Raw genomic sequence first — 23,168 nt, 5'->3', positions numbered from 1 at the left:
GCCGCTCGCTCCTCTCCCGATGACGAGGAGTGCGCGCATGCCCGCGACGAGGCGGCGGATGGCAGCGACAGGACTGGCCCTGGTCCTGGCCGTGACGGCGGTGGCCCCGGTGGCGGCCGCGGAAGACCCCGGGGGCACCACCGCCGCCGGGTCGTCCGGCGAGACGGCGACGATCGAGGTCGGCGCACAGGCAAGAGCGGCGCTGACGGACGACGTGGACCTGACCGAGACGATCACCTTCTCGGAGTTCCGGATCGGCACGGCGATCACGACGCAGTACCAGCCGCGCGGGATCGTCTTCGGCGGGGACTCCCCCTTCATCACGACCGACGGTTCCAACCCCACCAGTCCGGTGCTGTCGGGCACTCCCACGTTCCTGGGGGCGATCGAGGGGCGGTTCGTCCGCGAGGACGGCTCGACCCGCACGGTCAACCACGTGGAGCTCGACGTGGGCTACATCGACGCAGCGAAAAGCGTCCGCGTCATCGTCCGCGACCCCGACGGCTCGGCGCTGCTGGACGTCCCGCTCGACGCGCGTGGCATCGTCACGGTAAAGATCACACAGGCGCGGATGGCGTCGTTCCGCGTGGAGGCGGTCGCGAACGAGCCGAACGGGTTCGCGATCGACAACGTCACGTACCTATCACCCCTCGCGCCGGACGTGGTGCACGTCGACACCTACGTGGCGATGGGCGACTCGTTCCAGTCGGGCGAGGGAGTCGGCAACTACGTGCCGGGCACGGACAAGGACGGCAACGCCTGCCGGCGCTCGTACGACGCGTACCCGCACCTGCTCGTGCGACGCGGGGCCGTCCGGCTCGACCTGGACTTCCAGGCGTGCTCCGGAGCCGTGATGCGGGACTTCTACCGGTCGCAGAAGGCGGACCAAGGACCGCAGCTCGACGCGCTGGGATCGGACACCCGGCTGGTCACCGTCGGGATCGGCGGGAACGATCTGGACTTCGCCGGGATCCTGAAAGCCTGCATCGGTACGCACCTGGCTGGAAACGGCATCTCACCGGTCGGCACCTGGTGGCGGAGCTGCGCTCGGAACCTGGGACCGTCGGTCGACTCCAAGATCGCGGCCCTTCGCGACGGCGGGCTCGCCGACGAGCTGCAGGAGCTCTACCGGGACATTCGGCGGCGCGCTCCCCATGCCCGAGTCGTCGTCGTCGACTACCCGCAGTTCTTCCCGGCCGATGGGTTCGGCGGGTACGCCGGCTGCCACGGCTTCCGGTCGTCGGACCAGGTCTGGGTGAACGAGAAGATCCGCCAAGCGAACGGGGCGATCGGGCGGATCGCGACGCGGATTGGCTTCGAGCGCGTCTCGATGACGGACGTCCTCGCAGGGCACCACCTGTGCACGCACATCCCCGGGATCAACGGCGTGACGATCAGCGACGGGTCGGCTTCGTTCCACCCGAATGCTCTCGGCCACGGACTGATGGCTGATCGGCTGGTCGCCGCGATGAGCGCCCCGGTTCGGCCCACGTTCGTTGCGCGGTCGTTGCAGACCGTCACGACCCACGTCGACGTCGAGGGGACCGCGCTCGACGTGGGCACCCTGTGGCCGATCGTGTCTGCGGCCCCCGCCCGGGCCGGCGGCGTGTCGCCTCTGAACGAGCTGGAGCTCGGACCGGCCATCACCGACGTGGTCACGTCGCTCATCTCCCCGTCCGGCATCCGCTACACGCGCGACGATCCCCGGGACGCCGAGCACGAGGCCGGTCCCACCTACGAGTTCTGGACGATCGCCGACCCCGAGCCGGGGACGTGGACTGTCGAGACCTTCGGCGCCGACGTCCCCGCCGACGGTCTGGGCGTGCTCCTCACGGTCGCCGACGCCCTCCCCGAGAACGAGCCCCCGACCGCCGTCGTCACCACGACCCGGCACGACACGACCCTCGTGCCGACCGGCATCACGAGCAGCAACACGTTCACCTTCGACGCGTCCGGTTCGTCCGACCCCGACGGTCGCATCGTCGACTACGCGTGGGAGTTTGGCGACGGCGCGACCGCGACCGGACCGGTCGTGACCCACACCTTCGCCCCGGGCATCCACGAGGTGACGCTCGTGACGACGGACGACGAGGGCGCGAAGGGCTTCGGGTTCGCCGACGAGATCAGCGTGGTGATCGGCCCGATGCTTCCTGGAGGGCCCGGTGGGCTTCTGCCGTCGGCTCCGACGGTGTCATGACGATCGATCGAGGTCCCGAGGACGACCCCACGGACCCGGCCCGGCTGTCGTGGTTCTGGCGATCGTGCGGGCTGCAGCTCGGCATCCTGGTCGGCTGGCTGTGGGGTGTGCTCTTCACGGTGATGGCCTGGATGGTCCTCGGCGGCTTCGACGGGCGGGGCCTGGCCGGCGCTCGACCGGATCCGGCGCTGGGTTCGATGCTGTGGGTCCTCTCCACTCTCTCGGTGATCGGCCTGCCGTGCGTCGCCAGCCACGGGCTCTGGCCGCTCCGACGACGGCTGGCGGTCGCGGTGCCGCTAGCGGTCGCCTGGTTCGTCGTCGGGCGGTTCGTGCTGCCCGCGCCGGAGGTCCCGGGATCGCTCCGCAGAGCGGCCGAGACGATCGCGGTCCTCTCCCTGTGACGACACGGCTTCTCGATGAGAACTGACGAGCACGACCGTCGAACACATGAGGGCCCCACCGGTTCGTGGTTCTGGCGCTCGTGCGGGCTGCAGATCGGTGTCGTCGTCGGGTGGTTCTGGGGCGTCCTGATGGCGTACATGGGATGGGTCACCCTCGGCGCCTCCCACGGGCGCAGCGTCGCTGGCGCTCCGCCGGACCCGGTGCTCGGTTCAATGCTGTGGGCCGCCTCCGCCCTGTCGATGTTCGGCCTGCCGTGCGTCGCGAGCCACGGGCTCTGGCCGCTCAGGCGACGGCTGGCGGTCGCGGTGCCGCTGGCGGTCGCCTGGTTCGTCGTCGGACGGTTCGTGCTGCCCGCGCCCGAGGTCCCGGGGGCGCTCCGCAGCGTGGCCGAGGCGATCGCGGTCCGGCCCGCTGAGGGGATGGCGGGACTCGTGCGATGACGGAGAACGTTCATGCGTCACCGGAACGTGCGACCGAGTCGTGGTTCTGGCGGTCCTGCGGACCGTTGATCGGAATGGTCATCGGCTGGATGGCGGCCGGACCCCTGGCCTTCTCGGGCTGGTTGGTGCTCGACGCTGCCGCGGGGCGTCGAGGCGACGACCTGCGCTCGCTCCTCCTTCTCGGCTCCCTCCTGTGGGCCGCCTCCGCCCTGTCGATGTTCGGCCTGCCGTGGGTCGCCAGCCACGGGCTCTGGCCGCTCAGGCTACGGCTGGCGGTCGCGGTGCCGCTGGCGGTCACCTGGTTCGTCGTCGGACGGTTCGTGCTGCCCGCCCCGAGGTCCCGGGCTCGCTCCGCAGCGTGGCCGAGGCGATCTCGGGACTCTCCAGCACTCTCCATCTGCGACAGGGGTGACGTGTGAGCCGAGACCGTCGGGCCGAGCGCGACCGGCCCGCGCTCTCGTGGTGGTGGCGCTGGGGCGAGCCGCTCGCTGCGACCCTCGTCGGGTGGACGTGGGCCGCCACCATGGCCGCGCTCGGCTGGCTGGCGCTGGGCGGCACCCACGGGGTCGGGATCGCGGGCGCGCAGCCCGACCCTGGTCAGGGCAGCGTCGCCTGGGCCGCATCAGCCATCGCTCTCGTCGCGCCGGCGTGCGCCCTGACCCACCGCAGGTGGCCGCTCCGCGCCCGCCTAGCGGTCGCGGTGCCGGTCGGCGTCGTCTGGTTCGTCGTCGGGCGGATCGTCCTGCCCGCAACGGAGGCCTCCTGGCCGCTGTGGTGACGCCCGGGACCCACGGCGCACCGTGCTCCGGGGATCCCCCGCTACGGTGTGAGCGTGAACACGCCCGCACCCTCCGGACAGCAGCACCCCCTCGCCCACGGCGCCCACCGCGCCGTCGTCGCCGAGGTCGGCGCCAGCGTCCGCGCCTACAGCGTCGGCGGCCGCGACGTCGTGCTGCCGTTCGACGAGACCGACCTCGCGCCCGCCTTCTCCGGCGCCGTCCTCGCCCCGTGGCCGAACCGGCTGCGCGACGGCCGGTACACCTGGGACGGCACGGAGTACCAGGTCGCCGTCACCGAGCCCGACCGGATGACCGCCCTGCACGGCCTGGTGGCCCAGGTCCGGTTCGCGAAGGTCGCCTCGGAGTCCGGCCCCGACGGCGACACGTCCGTCACGCTGCGCCACGACCTGGTCCCGACGCCGGGCTACCCGTGGTCGCTGCGCGTCGACGTCACCTACTCGCTGTCCGACGCCGGGCTGCGGGTGCACGTCGCCGCGACCAACCTCGACGCGACCGCGGCGCCGTACGGCATCGGCTTCCACCCGTGGCTCTCCCCCGGCGACGCCGCCGTGGACGACTGCACGCTGCGGGTCGACGCCACGTCCCAGGTGACGGTCGACGACCGCCTGCTGCCGACCGGCACGCGCCCGCTGTCCAGCGCCGAGGACCGCACCACCCCGCAGCCGCTGGCCGGCGTGGCGCTGGACGACGCGTTCGTGGACGTCACCCGGGACGCCGACGGCCTGTCCTGGATCGTGCTGGGGTCGACGGACGGCCACGGCGCCGCCATGTGGATGGACGGCTCGATGGACACCTGGCAGGTGTGCACCGGCAACGGGATCCCGAAGATCGACCGTCGCGGCGTCGCCGCGGAGCCGATGAGCTGCATCGCGGACGCGTTCCGCACCGGCGAGCGCCTGGTCCGCCTGGAGCCGGGCGCCACGCACGAGGTCACCTGGGGCATGACGCTGGTCTGAGCCAGCGCCGCCGCGGGCGCGGCCGTCGCCGCTGCGCCGAGGTAGTGCCGTCGCGCCGAGGTAGAGGGAGCGATGGCACTACCTCGCGCGGATCGCACTACCTCGCGCGGAACCACCGGCCCGAGGACGCGAGAAGGCCCCCGGTCCTGTGCGGACCGGGGGCCTTCGTCGTGCGTGAGGGTCGGCGTCAGCCGTAGTACTCGCCGTCGGCCATGACGCCCTTGGTGTACTCCCAGTGCCAGCGCTCGTACGGGCCCGAGCCGCCGGGCCGCGCCCACGCGGGGTTCTCCCAGCCGAACACCGGGGCGTTCTCGTTGAGCCACTCCCACTGCGCGCCGGTGGTCTGCGAGGTGCACAGGTCGACCGCCAGGCCCCACCCGTGGTTGCTGCGGCCGGCGGGCGCGGCGAGCGAGCCCTTGGCCGCCTTGACCGCGCGCTGCTCGGCGAGGGTCCGGTAGCCGGAGGACAGGCACAGGTCGGTGCCCCAGCGGGTGACCCACATGGCGTTGAGCTCGGCGAGCGCCTCGGCGGCGTCCGCGCGGAGCTGGGTCCCGCCGTCCCAGAGGTAGCAGAGGTCGTCCTGCGGGAGCTGGCCGTTGGCGCTGGTGCTGACGGCCTCGCCGTCGCAGCCGGGAAGCACCTCGCGCTCCTGGCTGCGGCTGACGTCGACCTGGGCGCGCAGCGCGGTCGCGTCGCTGGACAGCAGCGACGCCGGCGGCAGGACGGACGACGCCGAGGAGGTCAGCGCCTCGACGGTGGTGGGCAGCGTGGCGTCGGCCTGCGCGTCGGTGAACCCGTCCTCGCTGTGCGCGGACTGCTGCGACAGCGGGATCGCGACGGTCACGGCGGCGAGGGTGACGAGGACGCCGGCGCGGGTGCCCCAGCGGGCCAGCGGGCTGGTCCGCCGGGCGCGGTCCGGGGCGTCGATCGTGGCGACCAGCGCGGCCGTCGTGGCCGCGGCGCGCGGACGGGTGCCCTCGCGGAGCTGCCGACGGGTGGGGGTACCGGCGTCGGCGGGCTGCACGCGGTGCGACGCCACGGGACCTCCGAGCTCAGGGCAGGCGACGAGTCGCCACGGACGAGGGGCGGCCACCCGGGGATGGCAGCGCGGCTGCGCGGCTGCCGGGGGGATCCGGGTGAACGATCACGAAACCATAACGGCAGTGACCCGCCGGTTCCAAGCCCCCGACCGGGGGGTAGCTGACGGATCATCGGCGTGTCGCACGAGATCACCCACCGGTGTCACCCGTGCGTGTGACGAAGGTCCTACGAACGGCCCAGCGCGGACGCCGACGGCCCCGCGCTCAGGCCCCCGTCCGGTGCCGGAACGCGCCACGCTGCATCGCGTCGCGCACCTCGCCCACGAGCTCCTCGAGGATGTCCTCCAGGAACACGACGCCGACGGCGCGGCCGTCCTGCTGCACCCGCGCGAGGTGCACGCCGGAGCGCTGCATCGCGGCGAGCGCCTCCTCCACCTCGTCGCCGGGCGCCACGACCGCGAGCGCGCGGACCCGCCAGGCCGGCACCGGCAGCCGCCGGGAGGCGTCGTCGGCGTACAGGACGTCCTTCACGTGCAGGTAGCCGGTCGGGCCGCCGTCCCGGCCGGGGACCGGGAACCGGCTGTAGCCGGTGCGCGCGACCAGCTTCTCGACCTCGTCCGGCGTCACGTCGACCGGCACGGACACCAGGTCGTCGAGCGGCACCATCACGTCGGCCGCGGTGCGGTCGGAGAACTCCAGCGCCCCGGACAGCAGGCCCTGCTCGTCGTCCAGCAGGCCCTCGGCCTGCGACTGCTCGACGATCGACTGCACCTCCTGCGCCGTGAACGCCGAGGCGACCTCGTCGCGCGGGTCCACCCGGAACAGCCGGAGCACGTGGTTCGCGATCCAGTTGAGCGCGGCGATGACGGGGCGGACGACCCGGCCCAGCCACACCAGCGGCGGGCCGAAGATCAGCACCGCCCGGTCCGGGCCGGACACGGCCAGGTTCTTCGGCACCATCTCGCCGAGCACGACGTGCAGGTAGACGACGACCAGCAGCGCCACCACGAACGCGATCGGGTGCGCCAGGCTCGTGCTGACGCCCAGCGCGTGCAGCGGGTCCTCGACGAGGTGCGCGATCGCCGGCTCGGCGACCAGGCCGAGGCTGGTGGAGCAGACGGTGACGCCGAGCTGCGCGCAGGCGAGCATGAGCGACACGTGCTCCATCGCCCACAGCACGGTCGTCGCCCGCCGGTCGCCGGCGGCGGCCAGCGGCTCGATCGCGGAGCGGCGCGCGGAGATGATCGCGAACTCCGCCGCGACGAAGAACGCGTTCCCGGCCAGCAGCGCGACCGCGAGCGCCAGGGCGACCCCGGGGCTCACCGGGCCGCCCCCTCGGCGTCGGCGGCCGGTCGCGTCGGCTGCACCACCACGCGCTCGACCCGGCGGCGGGCCATCGTGTCGACGCGCAGCAGGACGTCGCCGGCGACGACCTCGTCGCCCGCCTCCGGCACGCGGCCGAGCGCCGCCATGACCAGGCCGCCGAGCGTCTCGTACGGCCCGTCCTCCGGCACGACCAGGCCGGTCGTCTCCGTCAGCTCGTCGGGGCGCAGCAGCCCGGACACCACCCAGGCGCCGTCCGCGCGCCGGGACGCGGCGGTCCGCCGGCGGTCGTGCTCGTCCGCGACGTCGCCCACCAGCTCCTCGACGACGTCCTCGAGCGTCACGACCCCCGACGTGCCGCCGTACTCGTCCACGACGACCGCCATCTGCATGCCGTGCTCGCGCAGCTCGACCAGCAGCGGGCCCAGGTGCACGGTCTCCGGCACCCGCGGCGCGTCGATCATCAGCGCGGCCGCGGGCACCTCGTGCCGACGCTCGTACGGCACGCCGATCGCCCGGCGCAGGTGCACCAGGCCGACGATGTCGTCGGAGTCGTCGCCGATCACCGGGAACCGGGAGTGCCCCGTCTCGCGCGACAGCCGGACGACGTCGGCCGCGGTGTCCGCCCGGCGCAGCGTCACCACGCGCTGCCGGTCGGTCATCACGTCGACCGCGGTGAGGTCGGTGAAGTCGATCGAGTTGGTGAGCAGCGTCGCCGTGGACTCGTCGAGCGTGCCCTGCTGCGCGGACCGCTTGACCAGCGCCGCGAGCTCCTGCGGCGACCGGCCGCCGGACAGCTCCTCGCGCGGCTCGACGCCCATCCGGCGGAGCAGCGCGTTCGCGCTCGAGTTGAACAGCGTGATGAGCGGTCGCAGCGCGGACGTGAAGCCGGCCTGCAGCGGCGCCACCCACCGGGCGGTGCCCAGCGGGCGGCTGATCGCGAAGTTCTTCGGCACCAGCTCGCCGAACAGCATGGAGAAGCCGTTGACCAGCACCAGCGTCACGACCAGCGCCACCGCCCCGCCGACCGCCGGGCCGAGGACGGTCCCGCGCAGCGGCTCGGCCAGCAGCGCGTTCACCGCGGGCTGGGTGGTGTAGCCGAGCAGCACCGTGGTGACCGTGATGCCGACCTGCGCTCCGGACAGCTCCGTCGACAGCCGGCGCAGCGCCTTGAGCACGCTCTGGCCCCGGCGGTCGTCGGGCCGGGTCTGGCCCTCGACCACGCCGGGGTCGAGCGTGACGAGGGAGAACTCGCTCGCGACGAACACCGCGGTGCCGGCGGTCAGCACGACGCCGAGGGCGACGAGCAGCCAGTCGGTCAGCACGGGCTCCCCCCGGTGCCGTGCACGACGCCGCGCCCGGCCGGGCCGGCCGGGACGCGCGCGGGGAGGGTCAGGAGGCAGGAAGGGCCGGCATGGTCCCCCCCGGGCACGTCGGCCCGGGAGTGACGCCGGCAGCGACTTGAGCTGCTCATGGTGGCAGGATCATACGAAACCTCCACACGCGCGCTCTACGCTGGCGGGATGACGTCAGCATCCCGCCCCGGCGCTGCGGCCGGCTCCCCCGCGGGCGCCCCGGGCGCCGCCTCCACGTCGGTCCTCGTCGTCGAGGACGAGCCGGCCATCGCCACCGCCGTCGCGCGGCGGCTGTCCGCCGAGGGCTACCAGGTCGAGACCGTCGGCGACGGCCTGCAGGCGGTCGACGCCGCGGCCCGGCTGAACCCCGACGTGGTCGTGCTCGACGTGATGCTGCCGGGCATCGACGGGCTCGAGGTGTGCCGCCGGATCCAGGCGGACCGCCCGGTGCCCGTCCTCATGCTCACGGCGCGGGACGACGAGACCGACATGCTGATCGGGCTGGGCGTCGGCGCCGACGACTACATGACCAAGCCGTTCTCCATGCGCGAGCTCGTCGCCCGGGTCAAGGCGCTGCTGCGCCGCCAGCAGCGCGCCGCCCTGGCCGCCGAGCTGGCCTCCGCCGGCTCCGAGGGCGCCGAGCCGCCGGTCGCCGTGGGCGACGTGGTGATCGACCGCGCCCAGCGCCGCGTGCACCGCGCCGGCGAGGAGGTGCACCTCACGCCGACCGAGTTCGACCTGCTGCTCGCGCTCGCCGCGAGCCCCCGCACGGTGCTCACCCGCGAGCGCCTGCTGGCCGAGGTCTGGGACTGGGTGGACGCCTCCGGCACCCGCACGGTCGACTCGCATGTGAAGGCCCTGCGCAGGAAGCTGGGCGCCGACCTCATCCGCACGGTGCACGGCGTGGGTTACGCCCTCGAGCCGGCGGGGAGCGCGGGAGGCGGCCCGGCGTGACGGTGCCGACCCCGCCCCGGCACCAGCGCCCGCGGCTGCCCGACGTCCGCCCGCTCGACCGGCTGCGGTCGATCAAGATCAAGCTCGGCGTCCTGGTGGCCGCCGCGGTGTTCGTCGCGGCCCTGCTCACCTGGATCGGCCTGAACAACGCGCTCGGCCCGACGCGGACCTTCCCGATCGTCATCGTCATCGCCCTGGTGATGACCCAGGTGCTCGCCCGAGGCATGACGTCGCCGCTGCGCGAGATGACGTCCGCGGCGCGCGCGATGGCCGCCGGCGACTACAGCCGGCGGGTCCGCGCCACGAGCCGCGACGAGGTCGGCGAGCTCGCGACCGCGTTCAACCGCATGGCCGACGACCTCGAGCAGGCCGACTCGCTGCGCCGCGAGATGGTCGCCAACGTCTCGCACGAGCTGCGCACCCCGGTGACCGCGCTGCAGGCGCAGCTCGAGAACATCGTCGACGGCGTCGAGGACCCGGACCCCGAGGCGATGCGCGCCGCGCTCGCCCAGACGCAGCGGCTGAGCCGCCTGGTGGCGACGCTGCTCGACCTGTCCCGCCTGGAGGCCGGCGCCGTCGACCTGCAGGTGTCCGACGTGCCGGTGCAGCAGTTCCTGGAGGAGGCGGCGCAGGAGGGCCGGCTCGTCGGGGCGTCCAAGGACCTGACGTTCCCGGTCCGGGTCGACCCGCCGGAGCTGACGCTGCCCGCCGACCGCGAGCGGCTGCACCAGGTCGTCGCCAACCTCGTGCAGAACGCGGTCCGGCACTCCCCCCGCGGCGCGCCGGTGCGGCTCGAGGCGCACCGGGCGGGTGGCTGGGTGCAGATCGACGTGATCGACGAGGGCCCCGGGATCGCCGCCGACCAGCGGCAGCGGGTGTTCGAGCGGTTCGCCCGCGGCAACACCCCCGCGATCACCGGCCAGATCTCGACCGGCGGGACGGGGCTGGGCCTGTCGATCGTCCGCTGGGCGGTGACGCTGCACGGCGGCACCGTCGAGGTCGCCGACACGGACACCGGCTGCACGATGCGGGTGATGATGCCGTCCCGGCGGACCTCGCGGCCGGCGACCGCGGCGTTCTGAGCCCCCGCCCCCGCCGCGGCGGTCTCCTCCGGACGGCGGAGCGCCGGCCCGCGGCGGTTCCTCCTCGCGGCTGATCCGCCCGGCCGTCGGGCGTCCCTAGGGTCGAGGCATGCCACCCGACGCGACGCACGCCATCGAGGTCTCCCACCTCACGAAGACGTTCGGCCAGGTCCGGGCCGTGGACGACCTGAGCTTCACGGTCCGCCCCGGGCGGGTCACCGGGTTCCTCGGCCCCAACGGCGCCGGCAAGACCACCACGCTGCGGATGCTGCTCGGGCTCGTGCAGCCGACCGCCGGCACCGCGACGATCGGCGGCCGCCGGTACACCGACCTCGACCGCCCGATGCAGACCGTCGGCGCGGCGCTGGAGGCCGCGGACTTCCACCCCGGCCGCACGGCGCTGGACCACCTGCGGGTGTTCGCGCCGCAGGCCGGCGTGCCGGACCGCCGCGCGCACGAGGTGCTCGACCTCGTCGGGCTGTCCGGCGCCGCGAAGCGCCGGGTCGGCGGGTTCTCGCTCGGCATGCGGCAGCGGCTCGCGCTGGCGACGACGCTGCTGGGCGACCCGCCGGTCCTGCTGCTCGACGAGCCCGCGAACGGGCTCGACCCCGAGGGCATCCGCTGGCTGCGGGACCTGCTGCGCGCGCTGGCGGCGCAGGGCCGCACCGTCCTGGTGTCGTCGCACGTGCTGTCCGAGGTCCAGCAGACCGTGGACGACGTCGTGATCATCGCCGGCGGCCGCCTGGTGCACGCCTCCACGCTCGCCGAGCTGAGCGGGCTCGCCGAGCCGCGGGTGCGCGTCGCCTCCCCCGACGCCGCCGCGCTCGACGCCCTGGTGGCGCGGGCGGGCTGGCAGCGGGCCGCCGACGGGACGGCCGGCGGGGCCGGCGGGGTCGGCGGGGTCGGTGGTGTCGCCGAGCTGGTCGGCACCGACGTCGCCACGGTCGGGCATGCCGCGTTCGCCGCGGGCCTGGAGCTGCACGAGCTCGCCACGCACGGCGTGGGCCTGGAGGACGTCTTCCTCCGCCTGACCGCCCCCGCCCCCGCGCGCGGCGCCCACGCCGGCGCCCCTGCCGCCGCCCCGACCGCCGCCGGAGGTGCGCGATGAAGGACTCCCTGGTCTCCGAGTACCGCAAGATCGTCACCACCCGGACCTGGTGGGTGCTGCTGATCGTCATGGTCGGCTACATGGCGTTCATGGGCGCCGCGATGGCGTTCGCGTTCAGCTTCGACGGTGCCGAGGTCACCGGCGCGTCCGGCGAGGCGGTCCCGATGGACACCACCACGGCGGCGACCACCGTGTACACGCTGCCCTCGACGTTCGGCTACGCGCTGCCGCTGCTCGTCGGCCTGCTGTCCGTGACGTCGGAGTTCCGGCACCGCACGCTGACGCCGACGCTGCTGGCCCAGCCGGACCGGAACCGGTTCGTCGTGTCCAAGCTCGTCGCGTCGATCCCGATGGGCGTGCTGTACGGCGTGCTGGGCACGCTCGCCACGGTGGGCGCGGGCGCGCTCGCGTTCGTGGTCAACGACACGGCGACCGGCCTGGACGACGGCGCGGTCTGGGGCGTCATCGCCCGCACCGCGCTCGCGCTCACCGTCTGGTGCGTCGTCGGCGTCGGCCTCGGGTTCGCGATGCCGAACCAGGTGGTGGCGATCGTCGTGGTGCTCGCGTTCACGCAGTTCGTCGAGCCGATCGCGCGGCTGGTGCTCGGCCTCAACGACGCGCTCGCGCCGGCCGGCAAGTTCCTGCCGGGCGCCGCGGGCGAGGCGATCAGCGGCGGCTCGTTCTACTCCGCCACCGGCGCGGGCGACCTGCTCGGCCCGGCCGCGGGCGCGGCGGTGCTCGTCGGGTACGCGGTGGTGCTGGCGCTGCTGGGCCGGTTCACGACCCTGAAGCGCGACATCACCTGACGCGCCCGCGCGCTCCCCGCGTCGAGTGGAAGATCCGGCCGGACACGCACCGGCGTGTCGGGCCGGATCTTCCACTCGTGCGACGCACCCGGCCGCGCCGCGCCCCCGCGACGGCGGTCACATGACCGAGTTGGCACGCCCTCGACCCGGTGCAGACCCGCAGATGGGACGCCTGGTACCCCCGCCGGACCCGCCGTGTGACAGCCGTGTGAACCGTCCGCGCGCCGCGCCTCCCAAGGGGAGATGACGCCCGGTCAGGACGTAGGGTGGTCACGAACTGATCCGGCGATGACGCGGTCCGTGCCGCGGAGGAAGTGGGCGATCCTCGCGTGTCCCAGCATGCGGAGCCAGACGTGAACCGGGCCGACTTCGGCGCGAACACGTGGCTGGTCGACGAGCTGTACGAGCAGTACCTCCAGGACAAGACCGCGGTCGACCCCGCGTGGTGGGACTTCTTCGAGGGCTACAAGCCCTCGGCGCCCGCCGCGACGACGTCGGGCGCGGCCGGGGACGGCGCGGGGAGCACGGGGACGAACGGCGCGGTCGACGCCGCCGCCCCCGCGAGCAGCCCCGCCCCGGCGACGGGCGCCGCGGCGCCCGCGCAGGCCCCGGCGTCCGGCGCGGCACCGGGCACGGCGCCCACCCCGCAGCAGGCCGCCGAGCGGCCCGCCCCGGGCGCCCCCGCCGGCGAGCGCCCCGGCACCGTCGCCGCGCCCGAGGCCGAGCGCCCCGCGCACACCGGCGACGACACCCCGGTCCCGCCCGCCCCCGCCCCGGCGGCGACGCGCCCGCAGGAGCAGCCCGCGCCGCGCGACCCCGAGCAGGCACCGGCCAGCTCCCCGGTGGCCACGGCGCAGCCGGCGACCGCGCCCTACGCGCCCGCCGCCAAGGCCGCGCGCGAGGCGGAGCAGGAGGCCCCCGCGGCCTCCGACGAGACGCAGCGCCTGCGCGGCCCCGCCGCCCGGGTGGTCACCAACATGGAGGCCAGCCTGGAGGTGCCCACCGCGACGTCGGTGCGCGCCATCCCGGCCAAGCTCCTGGTCGACAACCGGATCGTCATCAACAACCACCTCGCCCGCGGGCGCGGCGGGAAGATCTCGTTCACGCACCTCATCGGCTTCGCGCTGGTGGAGGCGGTCGGCGAGATGCCGGCGATGAACACCGCGTACACGCTGGTCGACGGCAAGCCGGGCTACCTCACGCCCGCGCACGTGAACCTGGGCCTCGCGATCGACCTGGCCAAGCCGGACGGCACCCGCCAGCTGCTGGTGCCGAGCATCAAGCAGGCCGAGACGCTCGACTTCGCGCAGTTCTGGAACGCGTACGAGGACGTCGTGCGCCGGGCCCGCGGCGGCAAGCTCGGGGTCGACGACTTCGCGGGCACCACGATCTCCCTGACCAACCCGGGCACCATCGGCACCGTGCACTCCGTGCCGCGGCTCATGCAGGGCCAGGGCACGATCATCGGCGTCGGCGCGATGGACTACCCCGCCGAGTTCCAGGGCACCTCCGACGAGCAGCTCAACAGGATGGGCGTGTCGAAGGTGCTGACGGTGACGTCCACCTACGACCACCGCGTCATCCAGGGCGCCCAGTCCGGCGACTTCCTGCGCATCCTGCACCGGAAGCTGCTCGGCGAGGACGGCTTCTACGACCGGGTGTTCGCGTCGCTGCGCGTGCCCTACGAGCCGATCCGCTGGGTCAAGGAGGCGGCCGACCCCGACGCCGAGGCCATCAAGCCGGCCCGGATCGCCGAGCTCATCCACTCCTACCGGTCGCGCGGCCACCTGATGGCGGACACCGACCCGCTGGCCTACCGCCTGCGCAAGCACCCGGACCTGGACGTGCAGACGCACGGCCTGTCGCTGTGGGACCTGGACCGGACCTTCCCGACCGGCGGGTTCACCGGCAAGCCCCGCGCCACGCTGCGCCAGGTGCTCGGCCTGCTCCGCGACTCGTACTGCCGCACCACCGGCTTCGAGTACATGCACCTGCAGGACCCCCGCCAGCGCCGCTGGCTGCAGGAGCGCCTGGAGGCGGGCTACGCCCCCACGCCGCGCGAGGACCAGCTCCGCATCCTGCGCCGCCTGAACGCCGCCGAGGCGTTCGAGACGTTCCTGCAGACCAAGTACGTCGGGCAGAAGCGGTTCTCCCTGGAGGGCGGCGAGTCCGTCATCCCGCTGCTCGACGCCGTGCTGTCCCGCGCCGCCGAGGGCGGGCTGGACGAGGTGGCCATCGGCATGGCGCACCGCGGCCGGCTCAACGTGCTCGCGAACATCGCCGGCAAGTCCTACGGCCAGATCTTCAGCGAGTTCGAGGGCAACCAGGACCCGAAGTCCGTGCAGGGCTCCGGCGACGTGAAGTACCACCTCGGCACCGAGGGCGTGTTCCAGGCCGAGTCCGGGGCGTCGACCCGCGTGTACCTGGCCGCGAACCCGTCGCACCTCGAGGCGGTGGACCCGGTGCTCGAGGGCATCGTCCGCGCCAAGCAGGACCGGATCGACCTGGGCGGCGACGGGTTCTCCGTGCTGCCGATCCTCATCCACGGCGACGCGGCGTTCGCCGGCCAGGGCGTGGTCTTCGAGACCCTCAACCTCGCCCAGCTGCGCGGCTACCGGACCGGCGGCACGATCCACGTCGTCATCAACAACCAGGTCGGCTTCACCACCGGCCCGTCGTCCTCGCGCTCCTCGCAGTACGCCACCGACGTGGCCAAGGGCCTGCAGGTCCCGATCTTCCACGTCAACGGCGACGACCCCGAGGCGTGCGTCCGGGTCGCCGAGCTCGCCTTCGAGTACCGCGAGCAGTTCGACCGCGACGTGATCATCGACATGGTCTGCTACCGCCGCCGCGGCCACAACGAGGGCGACGACCCCTCGATGACCCAGCCGCTCATGTACAACCTCATCGAGGCCAAGCGCTCGGTGCGCAAGCTCTACACCGAGGCCCTGGTGTCCCGCGGGGACATCACGCTCGAGGAGGCCGAGCACGTGCTGCGCGACTACCAGGCGCAGCTCGAGCGGGTGTTCGCGGAGACCCGCGAGGAGGGCTGGACCCCGCCGTCGCCCGACGCCGAGCCGGTGGCCGGCCTGGAGCGCCCGGAGTCCCAGCGCGAGGACGCCGGCGTCATCATCGGCTGGCAGACCGCCACGCCCGCCAAGGTGCTCGAGCGGATCGGCGCCGCGCACGTCCGGGCGCCGGAGGGCTTCACGGTCCACCCGAAGCTCGCGCAGCTGCTCGCCAAGCGGGAGCAGATGTCCCGCGAGGGCGGCATCGACTGGGGCTTCGGCGAGATCCTCGCGTTCGGCTCGCTGCTCATCGAGGGCACCCCGGTGCGCCTCGCCGGGCAGGACTCCCGCCGCGGCACCTTCGTGCAGCGGCACGCCGTCCTGCACGACCGGGAGACCGGCGCCGAGTGGACCCCGCTGCTCTACCTGTCGGCGGACCAGGCCAAGTTCTGGATCTACGACTCGTCGCTGTCGGAGTACGCGGCGCTCGGGTTCGAGTACGGCTACTCCGTCGAGCGCCCGGACGCCCTGGTGCTCTGGGAGGCGCAGTTCGGCGACTTCGTCAACGGCGCGCAGACCGTCATCGACGAGTTCATCTCCTCCGCCGAGCAGAAGTGGGGCCAGCACTCGTCCGTCGTGCTGCTGCTCCCCCACGGCTACGAGGGCCAGGGGCCGGACCACTCGTCGGCCCGCATCGAGCGGTTCCTGCAGCTGTGCGCCGAGGGCAACATGACCGTCGCGCAGCCGACCACGCCGGCGTCGTACTTCCACCTGCTGCGCCGCCAGGCCTACGCCCGGCCGCGCCGCCCGCTCGTCGTCTTCACCCCGAAGTCGATGCTGCGGCTCAAGGCGGGCGCGTCGCGGGTCGAGGACTTCACGTCCGGCACGTTCCGACCGGTCATCGGCGACGAGCGCGCCGCGGCCTCGGCCGCCCGGGTCGACCGCGTCCTGCTCTGCTCCGGCAAGCTCTACTGGGACCTCGTGGCCCAGCGGGAGAAGCTGAACGACGAGCGCACCGCGATCGTCCGGCTCGAGCAGCTGTACCCGCTCGACCACGAGGGCATCCGCGCGGCGCTCGCGCCGTTCGACGGGGCCGAGCTGGTCTGGGTCCAGGACGAGCCGCGGAACCAGGGCCCGTGGTCGTACGTGTCGCTCGCGCTGCCGCAGGTCGTCGGCGCGCCGGTCCGGGCCGTGTCCCGCCCGGCGTCCGCGTCCACCGCGGCCGGCTCGGCGAAGGCGCACCAGGCCGAGCAGGCGGAGATCCTGCGGGCGGCGTTCGAGCGCTGACCCGCGCCGCACGCCGGAGGCCGGCCACCCGCTGCGGGTGGCCGGCCTCCGGCGCGTCCGGGGTCGCGGGTCAGGCGACCGACATGCGGTCGGCCGCCGACTCGGCCTCGTCGGTGCACGCGAACTGGCGGCGGTACGCCTGCGGGCTCGTGCCCAGCACCCGCGCGAAGTGGTGCCGCAGGATCGCGGCGCTGCCGAACCCGCTCGCGCGGGCGACCTCGTCCACCCCGGCCGACGTGCGCTCGAGCATCTCCTGCGCCCGGACCAGCCGCTGCCGGGTCACCCAGGCCGCCGGCGTGGTGCCGGTCTCGGCGCGGAACCGGCGGGCGAACGTCCGCTCGGACATGAGCGCCCGCGCGGCGAGGTCCGGCACCGTGAGCTCGGCGTCCAGGTGCTCGGTCATCCAGGCGAGCAGCGGCGCGAGGGTGTCGGCGTCGCACGGCAGCGGGGTGTCGACGTACTGGGCCTGCCCGCCGTCGCGGTGCGGCGGGACGACCATCCGCCGGGCGACGAGCGCGGCCTGCTGCGCGCCCAGCTCACGCCGGATCAGGTGCAGGCACGCGTCGATGCCCGCGGCGGTGCCCGCGCTGCTGATGACGCGGCCGTCCTCGACGTAGAGGACCGCCGGGTCGACCTCGGCCGTGGGGTACCGGCGCTGCAGGTCGTCGGCGTACATCCAGTGGGTGGTGCACCGGCGGCCGTCGAGCAGCCCGGCCTCCCCGAGCGCGAACGTGCCGGAGCAGATGCTCATCACCCAGGCGCCGCGGTCGTGCGCGGCGCGGATGGCGTCGCGCGCCGCCTCGGGCAGCCCGTACGGCGCCTTGTACGGCAGCACCACGACGAGGTCGGCGTCCTCGGTGGCGTCGAGACCGGTCGGCACCTCGACCGCCAGCGCGGGCTCCATCGGCACCCGGCCCGGCTCCGGGGTGCACAGCGTGAAGTCGAAGGTCGGGCCGCCGGTGTCGGACCGGTCGATGCCGAACACCTCGCAGACGAGCCCGAGCTCGAACGTGGACACCCCCGGGACCGCGATCGCGGCGACTCGCTGCAGCATGCGCCGAGCCTGCCACGGAACTGGCGGGAAGTCGATGGGTCTCGGCAGTCCTGCCACTCGTGGCGGAAATGACCCGGCGGCAGGCTTTCTGCCATGACCACTCTCCTGATCGCCCTGGCCCTGATCACCCTGACCGCCTGGCTCGGCGCGCGGCTCTACGACTGGATCCGCACCGACGGGCTCGGCCACCGCGCGCCGCCGCGCTCGCACCGCGACTGGACCGAGGGCGCGGACGGCTACCTGCGCTGACCGCGCCCCTCGCTCCGCCGAGACGGCACCTCTCGGCTGTCCGCGGACCCGGGTACACAGCCGAGGAGTGCCATCTCGGCGAGGGCCGCGCGTCGGCGGGCGTCCCGGCCGGTCCGGCTGCGACACTGGGGCGTCCCGCGGCCGCGGGACGTGCGGGTCGAGCGGGAGGACGGGACGTGGGCGAGCTGCCGGTGCGCCTGGTGGTGATCGGGGACGAGCTGGCCGCGGGCGCCGGCGACCCCCGGGCGCTGGGCTGGGTCGGCCGGGTCGCCGCGCGGACCACGACCCCTGTGCCGCCGACGGTCCTCACCCTCGCGGTGCCCGGCGAGACCACCTCGGGCCTCTCCGCGCGCTGGGAGGAGGAGGTCGGCCGCCGCGCCTCCGCCGAGGCCGACACCCGGCTGGTCGTGTCGCTCGGCCGCGCGGACGCCCTCGCGGGCCTGTCGCTCGCGCGCAGCCGGCTCAACCTCGCGAACATCCTCGACGCCGCGGAGCAACGCCGGATGCCGGCGTTCGTGGTCGGCCCGCCGCCCGGCGCCGGCGTCGACCCCACCACGCTCGCCGACCTGTCGGCCGCGTTCGCCGACGTCACCACCCGCCGCCGCGTGCCGTACGTCGACACGTTCACCCCGCTCGCGGGGCACGAGCAGTGGCTCGCCGATCTCGCCGCGGGCGACGGGTCGCTGCCCGGCCAGGCCGGCTACGGCCTGATGGCCTGGCTCGTGCTGCACTCGCACTGGAACGCCTGGCTCGGCCTCCCGGAGGACGTGGTCTGACGCACGAGACGCGTCGGGGGTGCCCTCACCGGGGGCACCCCCGACGCGTCTCGTGCACCCCCGGGAGTCAGCCGGGCGGGAGCGTCGCGGCGATCGCGGCGCGGGCGCTCGCCAGCACGGTCCGCACCGTGTCCGCCGTGAGCGGGGTCGGGCCGCCCGCCGCCTCCGAGCGGCGCACCGCGTCCCGGACCTCCGCGCGGAACGCGGCCAGCTCGGCCTCGATCGCCGCGCGGCGGGCCCGGGCGGCGCGGCGCTCCCCCGGGCCGTCGAACGGCACGCCCGGCGTCGGCACCCGTGGGACGCCACCGGGGCCGCCGCCGGCCGGAGCCACGCCGCTCGGCACGCCGTCACCGGTGACGCCCCCGGCCGGCGCGCTGCCCCCCGCCCCGGGGCCGCCCGCGCCCGGCGCGCCCGGCGCCGCGGCGCCGTCCCACCCGGCGCGCACCGCCGCCGCCCGCGCCTGCTGCGCCGCCGCGGCGACGTCCGCGCGCATCCCCGCCATCGACCCCGCGACCTCCGCGCGCACCCGCGCCGCGAGGTCGCGGACGACGCCGGCCAGCTCGTGCTCCAGCGCGGCGAGCTCGGCGCGGTGCGCGTCGACCTCCGCCCGGCCCCGATCGGTGAGCGTGTAGAGCGTCTTGCGGCCGGCCGCGGACCGCTCGACCAGGCCCTCCTCCTCGAGCCGGGCCAGCCGGGGGTACACCGTGCCCGCGCTCGGGCGGTAGGTGCCGCCGAACCGGTCGGACAGGGCCCTGATCAGCTCGTAGCCGTGCCGCGGGCCCACCTCGAGCAGCGAGAGCAGGTAGAGCCGGAGCTGCCCGTGCCCGAAGACGGCCATCAGGCGCCGCCGGCGTCCACCACCGGCTCGGCGAGCGGGGCGCCGTGCAGCACCGTGAGGTGGCCGGACACCGTCTGCGAGTACACGTAGCAGGTGGCGCGGTCGTCGCGGAGGTCGACGGTCGTGCGGCCCGGCCGCCGGTCGCCGCGCTCCACCCCGTCGATCACGACGCGCCCCGACACGCTGCGCGCCTCCACGCCGACGCCGTGGCCGGCGGGCAGCCGCACCGCGACGTCGCCCGACACCGTCCGCACGTGGCACACCGACGTCGGCGCCAGGCAGTCGAGCGTGACCTCGCCGGAGACGGTCGTGACCGTGACGCGGTGCAGCGCGCCGGACGCCGTGGCCGCGCCGGACACGGTGCCGACCGACAGGTCGCCGAGGTGGTCCCGGACCACGACGTCGGACGACACGCTCTTCACCGACAGCGCCCCGCGGGTCCCGTCGACGACCACGCCGCCGCCGACCGTCGACACCGTCGCGTCCTGCTCGACGCCCGCCAGCAGCAGGTCGGCGTTGACCGACGCCACCGAGGCGACGACGTGCGCCGGCACCGCCAGGTGCACCTCCACGCGGTCGCGCTGGCCCGGGCCGCGCAGGCGGTCGAGGAACCCGTCGATGCCGGTGACGGAGCGGACCCCCGCCCAGAGCGCGCCGTCGGCGTAGGTGACCTCGAGCGGCGAGCCGTCGACGCGGTGCACCTCCAGCCGCGCGCCGGTGAGCGCGGGGTCCTCGTGCGCCACCACGTCGACCCGGCCGCCGCTGACCTGGACGCGCAGCGAGCGCACGTCCTCGACCTCGATGATCTGCGGGCCGATGACGACCCAGGACTCCGTGGCCATGACGCTGCTCCCTCGCATCGAGATATATCGCGTCTACCCCACGGTAGAGGGCGCGCGGGAGCCCGGCAAGGGCGTTCCCGGGGCGGGCGGGTCGCGGCGGCGCGCCGGGTCGGCGGGTCGGCGGACCGGCCCCGCCTCGTCAGGCGATCAGGCCCACCGAGCGCAGCTCGACCGTGAGGTCCTGCGGGTTCGACGCGACGCCGAGGGCCTCGTCGTACGTGACGGTGCCGTCCGCGACCAGGCGCACCAGGTGCTGGTCGAAGGTCTGCATCTTGTAGTAGTCGCCCTGCTTGATCAGGTCCAGCAGCGGCTCGCTGCTCGCAGGGTCCACGATCGCCTCCGCGGTGCGGCCGGTGTTGACCAGGACCTCGACGACCGCGGTGCGCCCGCCGCCGTCGGCCTTGCGCACCAGGCGCTGCGACACGATGCCCCGCAGCGACTGCGCCAGCGCGACCCGGATCTGCTGCTGCTCGTGCGGCGGGAAGAAGTCGACGATGCGGTTGACCGACTCGGCCGCGTCGATGGTGTGCAGGGTGGACAGCACCAGGTGGCCGGTCTCCGCGGCGGACAGCGCCGCGCGCACCGTCTCCACGTCGCGCATCTCGCCGACGAAGATGACGTCGGGGTCCTGCCGCATGGCGGCGCGCAGCGCGACGGTGAAGTCGGCGGTGTCCTGCCGGATCTCGCGCTGGGAGATGATGCCGCGCTTGTCCGGGTGCAGGACCTCGATCGGGTCCTCGATCGTCACGATGTTGGCCTCGCGCACCGTGTTGATCAGGTCGATCATCGACGCCAGCGTCGTGGTCTTGCCCGAGCCGGTGGGGCCGGTGACGAGCACCAGGCCGCGCGGCTCGAGGGCGAGCTCGCCCAGCACGTCCGGCAGGCCGAGCTCCGACAGCGACTGCGCGCCCATCGCGACGAGGCGGAACACCATGCCGTAGGTGCCGCGCGCCTGGTACGCGTTGACGCGGAACCGGCCGACGCCGGACAGCGAGAACGCGAAGTCGGCCTCGTGGGTGCGGCCGAAGGTCTCCGTCAGGTCGTCCGGCAGCACCTCGCCGAGCATGTGCTCGGTGTCGCGCGGCTTGAGGGCCGGCACCTGCAGCCGGCGCAGCCGGCCGTCGACGCGCACGCGCGGCTCGGAGCCCACCTTGACGTGCAGGTCGGAGCCGCCGGCCTGGGCCAGGGCGTGCAGGAGGGGGACGACGGACTGCGGCTGCTCGCTCACACCTCCTCTGATCGGCCGGTTCCCCCCGGTCCTTGAACCATCGGTGCGAAACGCGCGTGCCGGGTGTGGGACCATGGGGGGTCCCCGGGCGGCTGCACCGCCGCACCGGTCAGCCTCACCAGGGAGAAGTTCCATGAGCAAGCGTGGTCGCAAGCGCCGTTCCCGCGCCGGGAACGGCGCCAACCACGGCAAGCGCCCCAACGCCTGAGCGTCGGGCGGCGCAGCCGCACAGCACGAGGGCCCGGTGCGATCGCACCGGGCCCTTCGTCGTGCTCGGAGGGGCCGGTCCGGCCCCCGCGCGGTCCTAGACGGTCCGCGTCACGCGCAGCGTGGTGAGCTGCGCGTGGATCTTCACGCGCAGGTCCGCCGGCGCCTTGTCCTGGCAGCACCGCTTGACGAGCTCCTTGAGCATCGTCTCCACGGCGATCTCGTCCAGGCACGGGCGGCAGTCCTCGATGTGCTGCCGCACCTGCTCGGCGTCGACCGGCTCCAGCTCCCGGTCCACGTACGCGAACAGCCGGCCCAGCGCCTGCTCGCACTCGGGGCCGCAGCCCCCCGCCGTCTGCTCCGGCGTCGCCCCCGCGGCGTCCCAGCCCGTCATCGTGCCCTCCTCGACGATCCCGCGCCGTCCCCGCCCTCGGCGGTCGACGACCCCCCTGCCGGCACCAGACCGCGGTCGCGCGCGTAGTCGGCCAGCATGTCGCGCAGCTGCCCGCGCCCGCGGTGCAGCCGCGACATCACGGTGCCGATCGGCGTGCCCATGATCTCGGCGATCTCCTTGTAGGCGAACCCCTCGACGTCCGCCAGGTACACGGCGATCCGGAAGTCCTCCGGCAGCCGCGCGAGCGCGTCCTTCACGTCCGAGTCGGGCAGGTGGTCGAGCGCCTCGGCCTCGGCGGAGCGCAGTCCCGTCGACGAGTGCGACTCCGCCCGCGCGATCTGCCAGTCCTCGATCTCGTCGGCCTGGGACTGCCGCGGCTCGCGCTGCTTCTTGCGGTACGTGTTGATGAACGTGTTGGTGAGGATCCGGTACAGCCACGCCTTGAGGTTCGTCCCGGGCCGGTACTGGTGGAAGGCGGCGAACGCCTTGGCGAACGTCTCCTGGACCAGGTCCTCGGCGTCGGACGGGTTCCGGGTCATGCGCAGGGCGGCGCCGTACAGCTGGTCCAGGTAGACCAGCGCCTCGGCCTCGAACCGCTCGCTGCGCGCCGCGTCGTCCTCGGACTCGGGGGCGCGTGTGGTGTCCTCGCTCATCAGGGCCGAGCCTAGTGCGCGCGCGGGCGCCGGGCCGCCCGGGCGGGGCAGCAGGGCGACGCCGCCGGTCACGGCGGCCGGCCGGTCGAGGGTGGAACAGCTCATGGACGGCACAACGCAGCCCGGTCCCCGGAGCATTCCCGGGGGCGGCGAGCAGGGCGCGCCGCTA

General features: G+C 74.4%; 23 protein-coding genes. 14 read left to right on the top strand and 9 right to left on the bottom strand.

What is annotated here, in order from left to right:
- The first annotated feature begins 58 nt into the window (after positions 1-58).
- The 6 genes from Cpa01nite_RS07820 to Cpa01nite_RS07795 all read left to right on the top strand — a co-directional run bounded on the left by Cpa01nite_RS07820 (position 59) and on the right by Cpa01nite_RS07795 (position 4,795).
- On the top strand, positions 59-2,197 hold the full coding sequence (locus tag Cpa01nite_RS07820) for a GDSL-type esterase/lipase family protein (protein ID WP_203668185.1): 2,139 nt from the start codon (positions 59-61) through the stop codon (positions 2,195-2,197).
- Positions 2,194-2,598, top strand: a complete 405-nt coding sequence (locus Cpa01nite_RS07815; protein ID WP_203668184.1) for a hypothetical protein — start codon at positions 2,194-2,196, stop codon at positions 2,596-2,598. The genes Cpa01nite_RS07820 and Cpa01nite_RS07815 overlap by 4 nt, the downstream gene beginning before the upstream one ends.
- A 15-nt stretch (positions 2,599-2,613) precedes the next feature.
- Positions 2,614-3,039, top strand: a complete 426-nt coding sequence (locus tag Cpa01nite_RS07810) for a hypothetical protein (RefSeq protein ID WP_203668183.1) — start codon at positions 2,614-2,616, stop codon at positions 3,037-3,039.
- An 89-nt stretch (positions 3,040-3,128) separates the two neighbouring features.
- Positions 3,129-3,458, top strand: a complete 330-nt coding sequence (locus Cpa01nite_RS07805; protein WP_203668182.1) for a hypothetical protein — start codon at positions 3,129-3,131, stop codon at positions 3,456-3,458.
- Positions 3,455-3,817 (top strand): hypothetical protein, encoded by a 363-nt coding sequence (locus tag Cpa01nite_RS07800; protein ID WP_203668181.1) that lies wholly within the window; start codon positions 3,455-3,457, stop codon positions 3,815-3,817. The genes Cpa01nite_RS07805 and Cpa01nite_RS07800 overlap by 4 nt, the downstream gene beginning before the upstream one ends.
- A gap of 54 nt (positions 3,818-3,871) precedes the next feature.
- Positions 3,872-4,795: an aldose 1-epimerase family protein gene (locus tag Cpa01nite_RS07795; RefSeq protein WP_203668180.1), complete on the top strand. Its 924-nt coding sequence runs from the start codon at positions 3,872-3,874 to the stop codon at positions 4,793-4,795.
- Positions 4,796-4,982: 187 nt separating this feature from the next.
- Here Cpa01nite_RS07795 and Cpa01nite_RS07790 read toward each other — a convergent pair whose 3' ends face one another.
- The 3 genes from Cpa01nite_RS07790 to Cpa01nite_RS07780 all read right to left on the bottom strand — a co-directional run bounded on the left by Cpa01nite_RS07790 (position 4,983) and on the right by Cpa01nite_RS07780 (position 8,483).
- A complete protein-coding gene (locus tag Cpa01nite_RS07790) occupies positions 4,983-5,834 on the bottom strand; it encodes a M15 family metallopeptidase (RefSeq protein WP_203668179.1) in 852 nt (283 codons plus the stop codon).
- 265 nt (positions 5,835-6,099) lie between these two features.
- Entirely contained in the window at positions 6,100-7,158 is a 1,059-nt protein-coding gene (locus tag Cpa01nite_RS07785; RefSeq protein WP_203668178.1) for a hemolysin family protein, read from the bottom strand.
- A complete protein-coding gene (locus Cpa01nite_RS07780) occupies positions 7,155-8,483 on the bottom strand; it encodes a hemolysin family protein (RefSeq protein WP_203668177.1) in 1,329 nt (442 codons plus the stop codon). The genes Cpa01nite_RS07785 and Cpa01nite_RS07780 overlap by 4 nt, the downstream gene beginning before the upstream one ends.
- A gap of 198 nt (positions 8,484-8,681) precedes the next feature.
- Between Cpa01nite_RS07780 and Cpa01nite_RS07775 the strand changes: the two genes are divergently transcribed.
- From Cpa01nite_RS07775 to Cpa01nite_RS07755, 5 genes are all read left to right on the top strand, one after another.
- Entirely contained in the window at positions 8,682-9,467 is a 786-nt protein-coding gene (locus Cpa01nite_RS07775; RefSeq protein ID WP_203668176.1) for a response regulator transcription factor, read from the top strand.
- Between the two features lie 2 nt (positions 9,468-9,469).
- Positions 9,470-10,549: a HAMP domain-containing sensor histidine kinase gene (locus tag Cpa01nite_RS07770; protein ID WP_373307359.1), complete on the top strand. Its 1,080-nt coding sequence runs from the start codon at positions 9,470-9,472 to the stop codon at positions 10,547-10,549.
- A 109-nt stretch (positions 10,550-10,658) separates the two neighbouring features.
- Entirely contained in the window at positions 10,659-11,657 is a 999-nt protein-coding gene (locus tag Cpa01nite_RS07765) for an ABC transporter ATP-binding protein (RefSeq protein WP_203668174.1), read from the top strand.
- Positions 11,654-12,463: an ABC transporter permease gene (locus Cpa01nite_RS07760; protein ID WP_203668173.1), complete on the top strand. Its 810-nt coding sequence runs from the start codon at positions 11,654-11,656 to the stop codon at positions 12,461-12,463. Before Cpa01nite_RS07765 ends, Cpa01nite_RS07760 begins: the two co-directional genes overlap by 4 nt.
- A gap of 353 nt (positions 12,464-12,816) precedes the next feature.
- Positions 12,817-16,758 (top strand): multifunctional oxoglutarate decarboxylase/oxoglutarate dehydrogenase thiamine pyrophosphate-binding subunit/dihydrolipoyllysine-residue succinyltransferase subunit, encoded by a 3,942-nt coding sequence (locus tag Cpa01nite_RS07755; protein WP_239068624.1) that lies wholly within the window; start codon positions 12,817-12,819, stop codon positions 16,756-16,758.
- Between the two features lie 70 nt (positions 16,759-16,828).
- Here Cpa01nite_RS07755 and Cpa01nite_RS07750 read toward each other — a convergent pair whose 3' ends face one another.
- Entirely contained in the window at positions 16,829-17,812 is a 984-nt protein-coding gene (locus Cpa01nite_RS07750; RefSeq protein WP_203668171.1) for a GlxA family transcriptional regulator, read from the bottom strand.
- A gap of 93 nt (positions 17,813-17,905) precedes the next feature.
- On the opposite strand from Cpa01nite_RS07750, the gene Cpa01nite_RS07745 reads away from it, so the two are divergent.
- A complete protein-coding gene (locus Cpa01nite_RS07745) occupies positions 17,906-18,061 on the top strand; it encodes a hypothetical protein (protein WP_203668170.1) in 156 nt (51 codons plus the stop codon).
- A gap of 176 nt (positions 18,062-18,237) precedes the next feature.
- Positions 18,238-18,837: a GDSL-type esterase/lipase family protein gene (locus Cpa01nite_RS07740; protein WP_203668169.1), complete on the top strand. Its 600-nt coding sequence runs from the start codon at positions 18,238-18,240 to the stop codon at positions 18,835-18,837.
- Positions 18,838-18,904: 67 nt separating this feature from the next.
- Here Cpa01nite_RS07740 and Cpa01nite_RS07735 read toward each other — a convergent pair whose 3' ends face one another.
- The 3 genes from Cpa01nite_RS07735 to Cpa01nite_RS07725 all read right to left on the bottom strand — a co-directional run bounded on the left by Cpa01nite_RS07735 (position 18,905) and on the right by Cpa01nite_RS07725 (position 21,745).
- Complete coding sequence (locus Cpa01nite_RS07735; protein WP_239068623.1) at positions 18,905-19,675, bottom strand: PadR family transcriptional regulator; 771 nt, start codon at positions 19,673-19,675, stop codon at positions 18,905-18,907.
- Positions 19,675-20,517, bottom strand: coding sequence for a DUF4097 family beta strand repeat-containing protein (locus Cpa01nite_RS07730; RefSeq protein ID WP_203668168.1), 843 nt, complete (start codon positions 20,515-20,517; stop codon positions 19,675-19,677). The genes Cpa01nite_RS07735 and Cpa01nite_RS07730 overlap by 1 nt, the downstream gene beginning before the upstream one ends.
- A 139-nt stretch (positions 20,518-20,656) precedes the next feature.
- Positions 20,657-21,745: a type IV pilus twitching motility protein PilT gene (locus Cpa01nite_RS07725; protein WP_203668167.1), complete on the bottom strand. Its 1,089-nt coding sequence runs from the start codon at positions 21,743-21,745 to the stop codon at positions 20,657-20,659.
- A gap of 133 nt (positions 21,746-21,878) precedes the next feature.
- Here Cpa01nite_RS07725 and Cpa01nite_RS18970 point away from each other — a divergent pair, with 133 nt between their 5' ends.
- The gene (locus tag Cpa01nite_RS18970; protein ID WP_370521008.1) at positions 21,879-21,953 is read left to right on the top strand and encodes a 50S ribosomal protein bL37; all 75 of its coding nucleotides are present in this window, start codon (positions 21,879-21,881) and stop codon (positions 21,951-21,953) included.
- 96 nt (positions 21,954-22,049) lie between these two features.
- On the opposite strand, the gene rsrA is transcribed toward Cpa01nite_RS18970, so the two are convergent.
- Positions 22,050-22,346 (bottom strand): mycothiol system anti-sigma-R factor, encoded by a 297-nt coding sequence (gene rsrA / locus Cpa01nite_RS07720; protein WP_203668166.1) that lies wholly within the window; start codon positions 22,344-22,346, stop codon positions 22,050-22,052.
- Positions 22,343-23,104, bottom strand: coding sequence for a sigma-70 family RNA polymerase sigma factor (locus Cpa01nite_RS07715; RefSeq protein ID WP_275406221.1), 762 nt, complete (start codon positions 23,102-23,104; stop codon positions 22,343-22,345). Before Cpa01nite_RS07715 ends, rsrA begins: the two co-directional genes overlap by 4 nt.
- Positions 23,105-23,168: the final 64 nt, after the last annotated feature.

It is taken from the genome of Cellulomonas pakistanensis (assembly GCF_016862755.1).
Classification (GTDB): Bacteria; Actinomycetota; Actinomycetes; order Actinomycetales; family Cellulomonadaceae; genus Cellulomonas; species Cellulomonas pakistanensis.
This window is presented reverse-complemented; position numbering and strand designations above follow the sequence as displayed.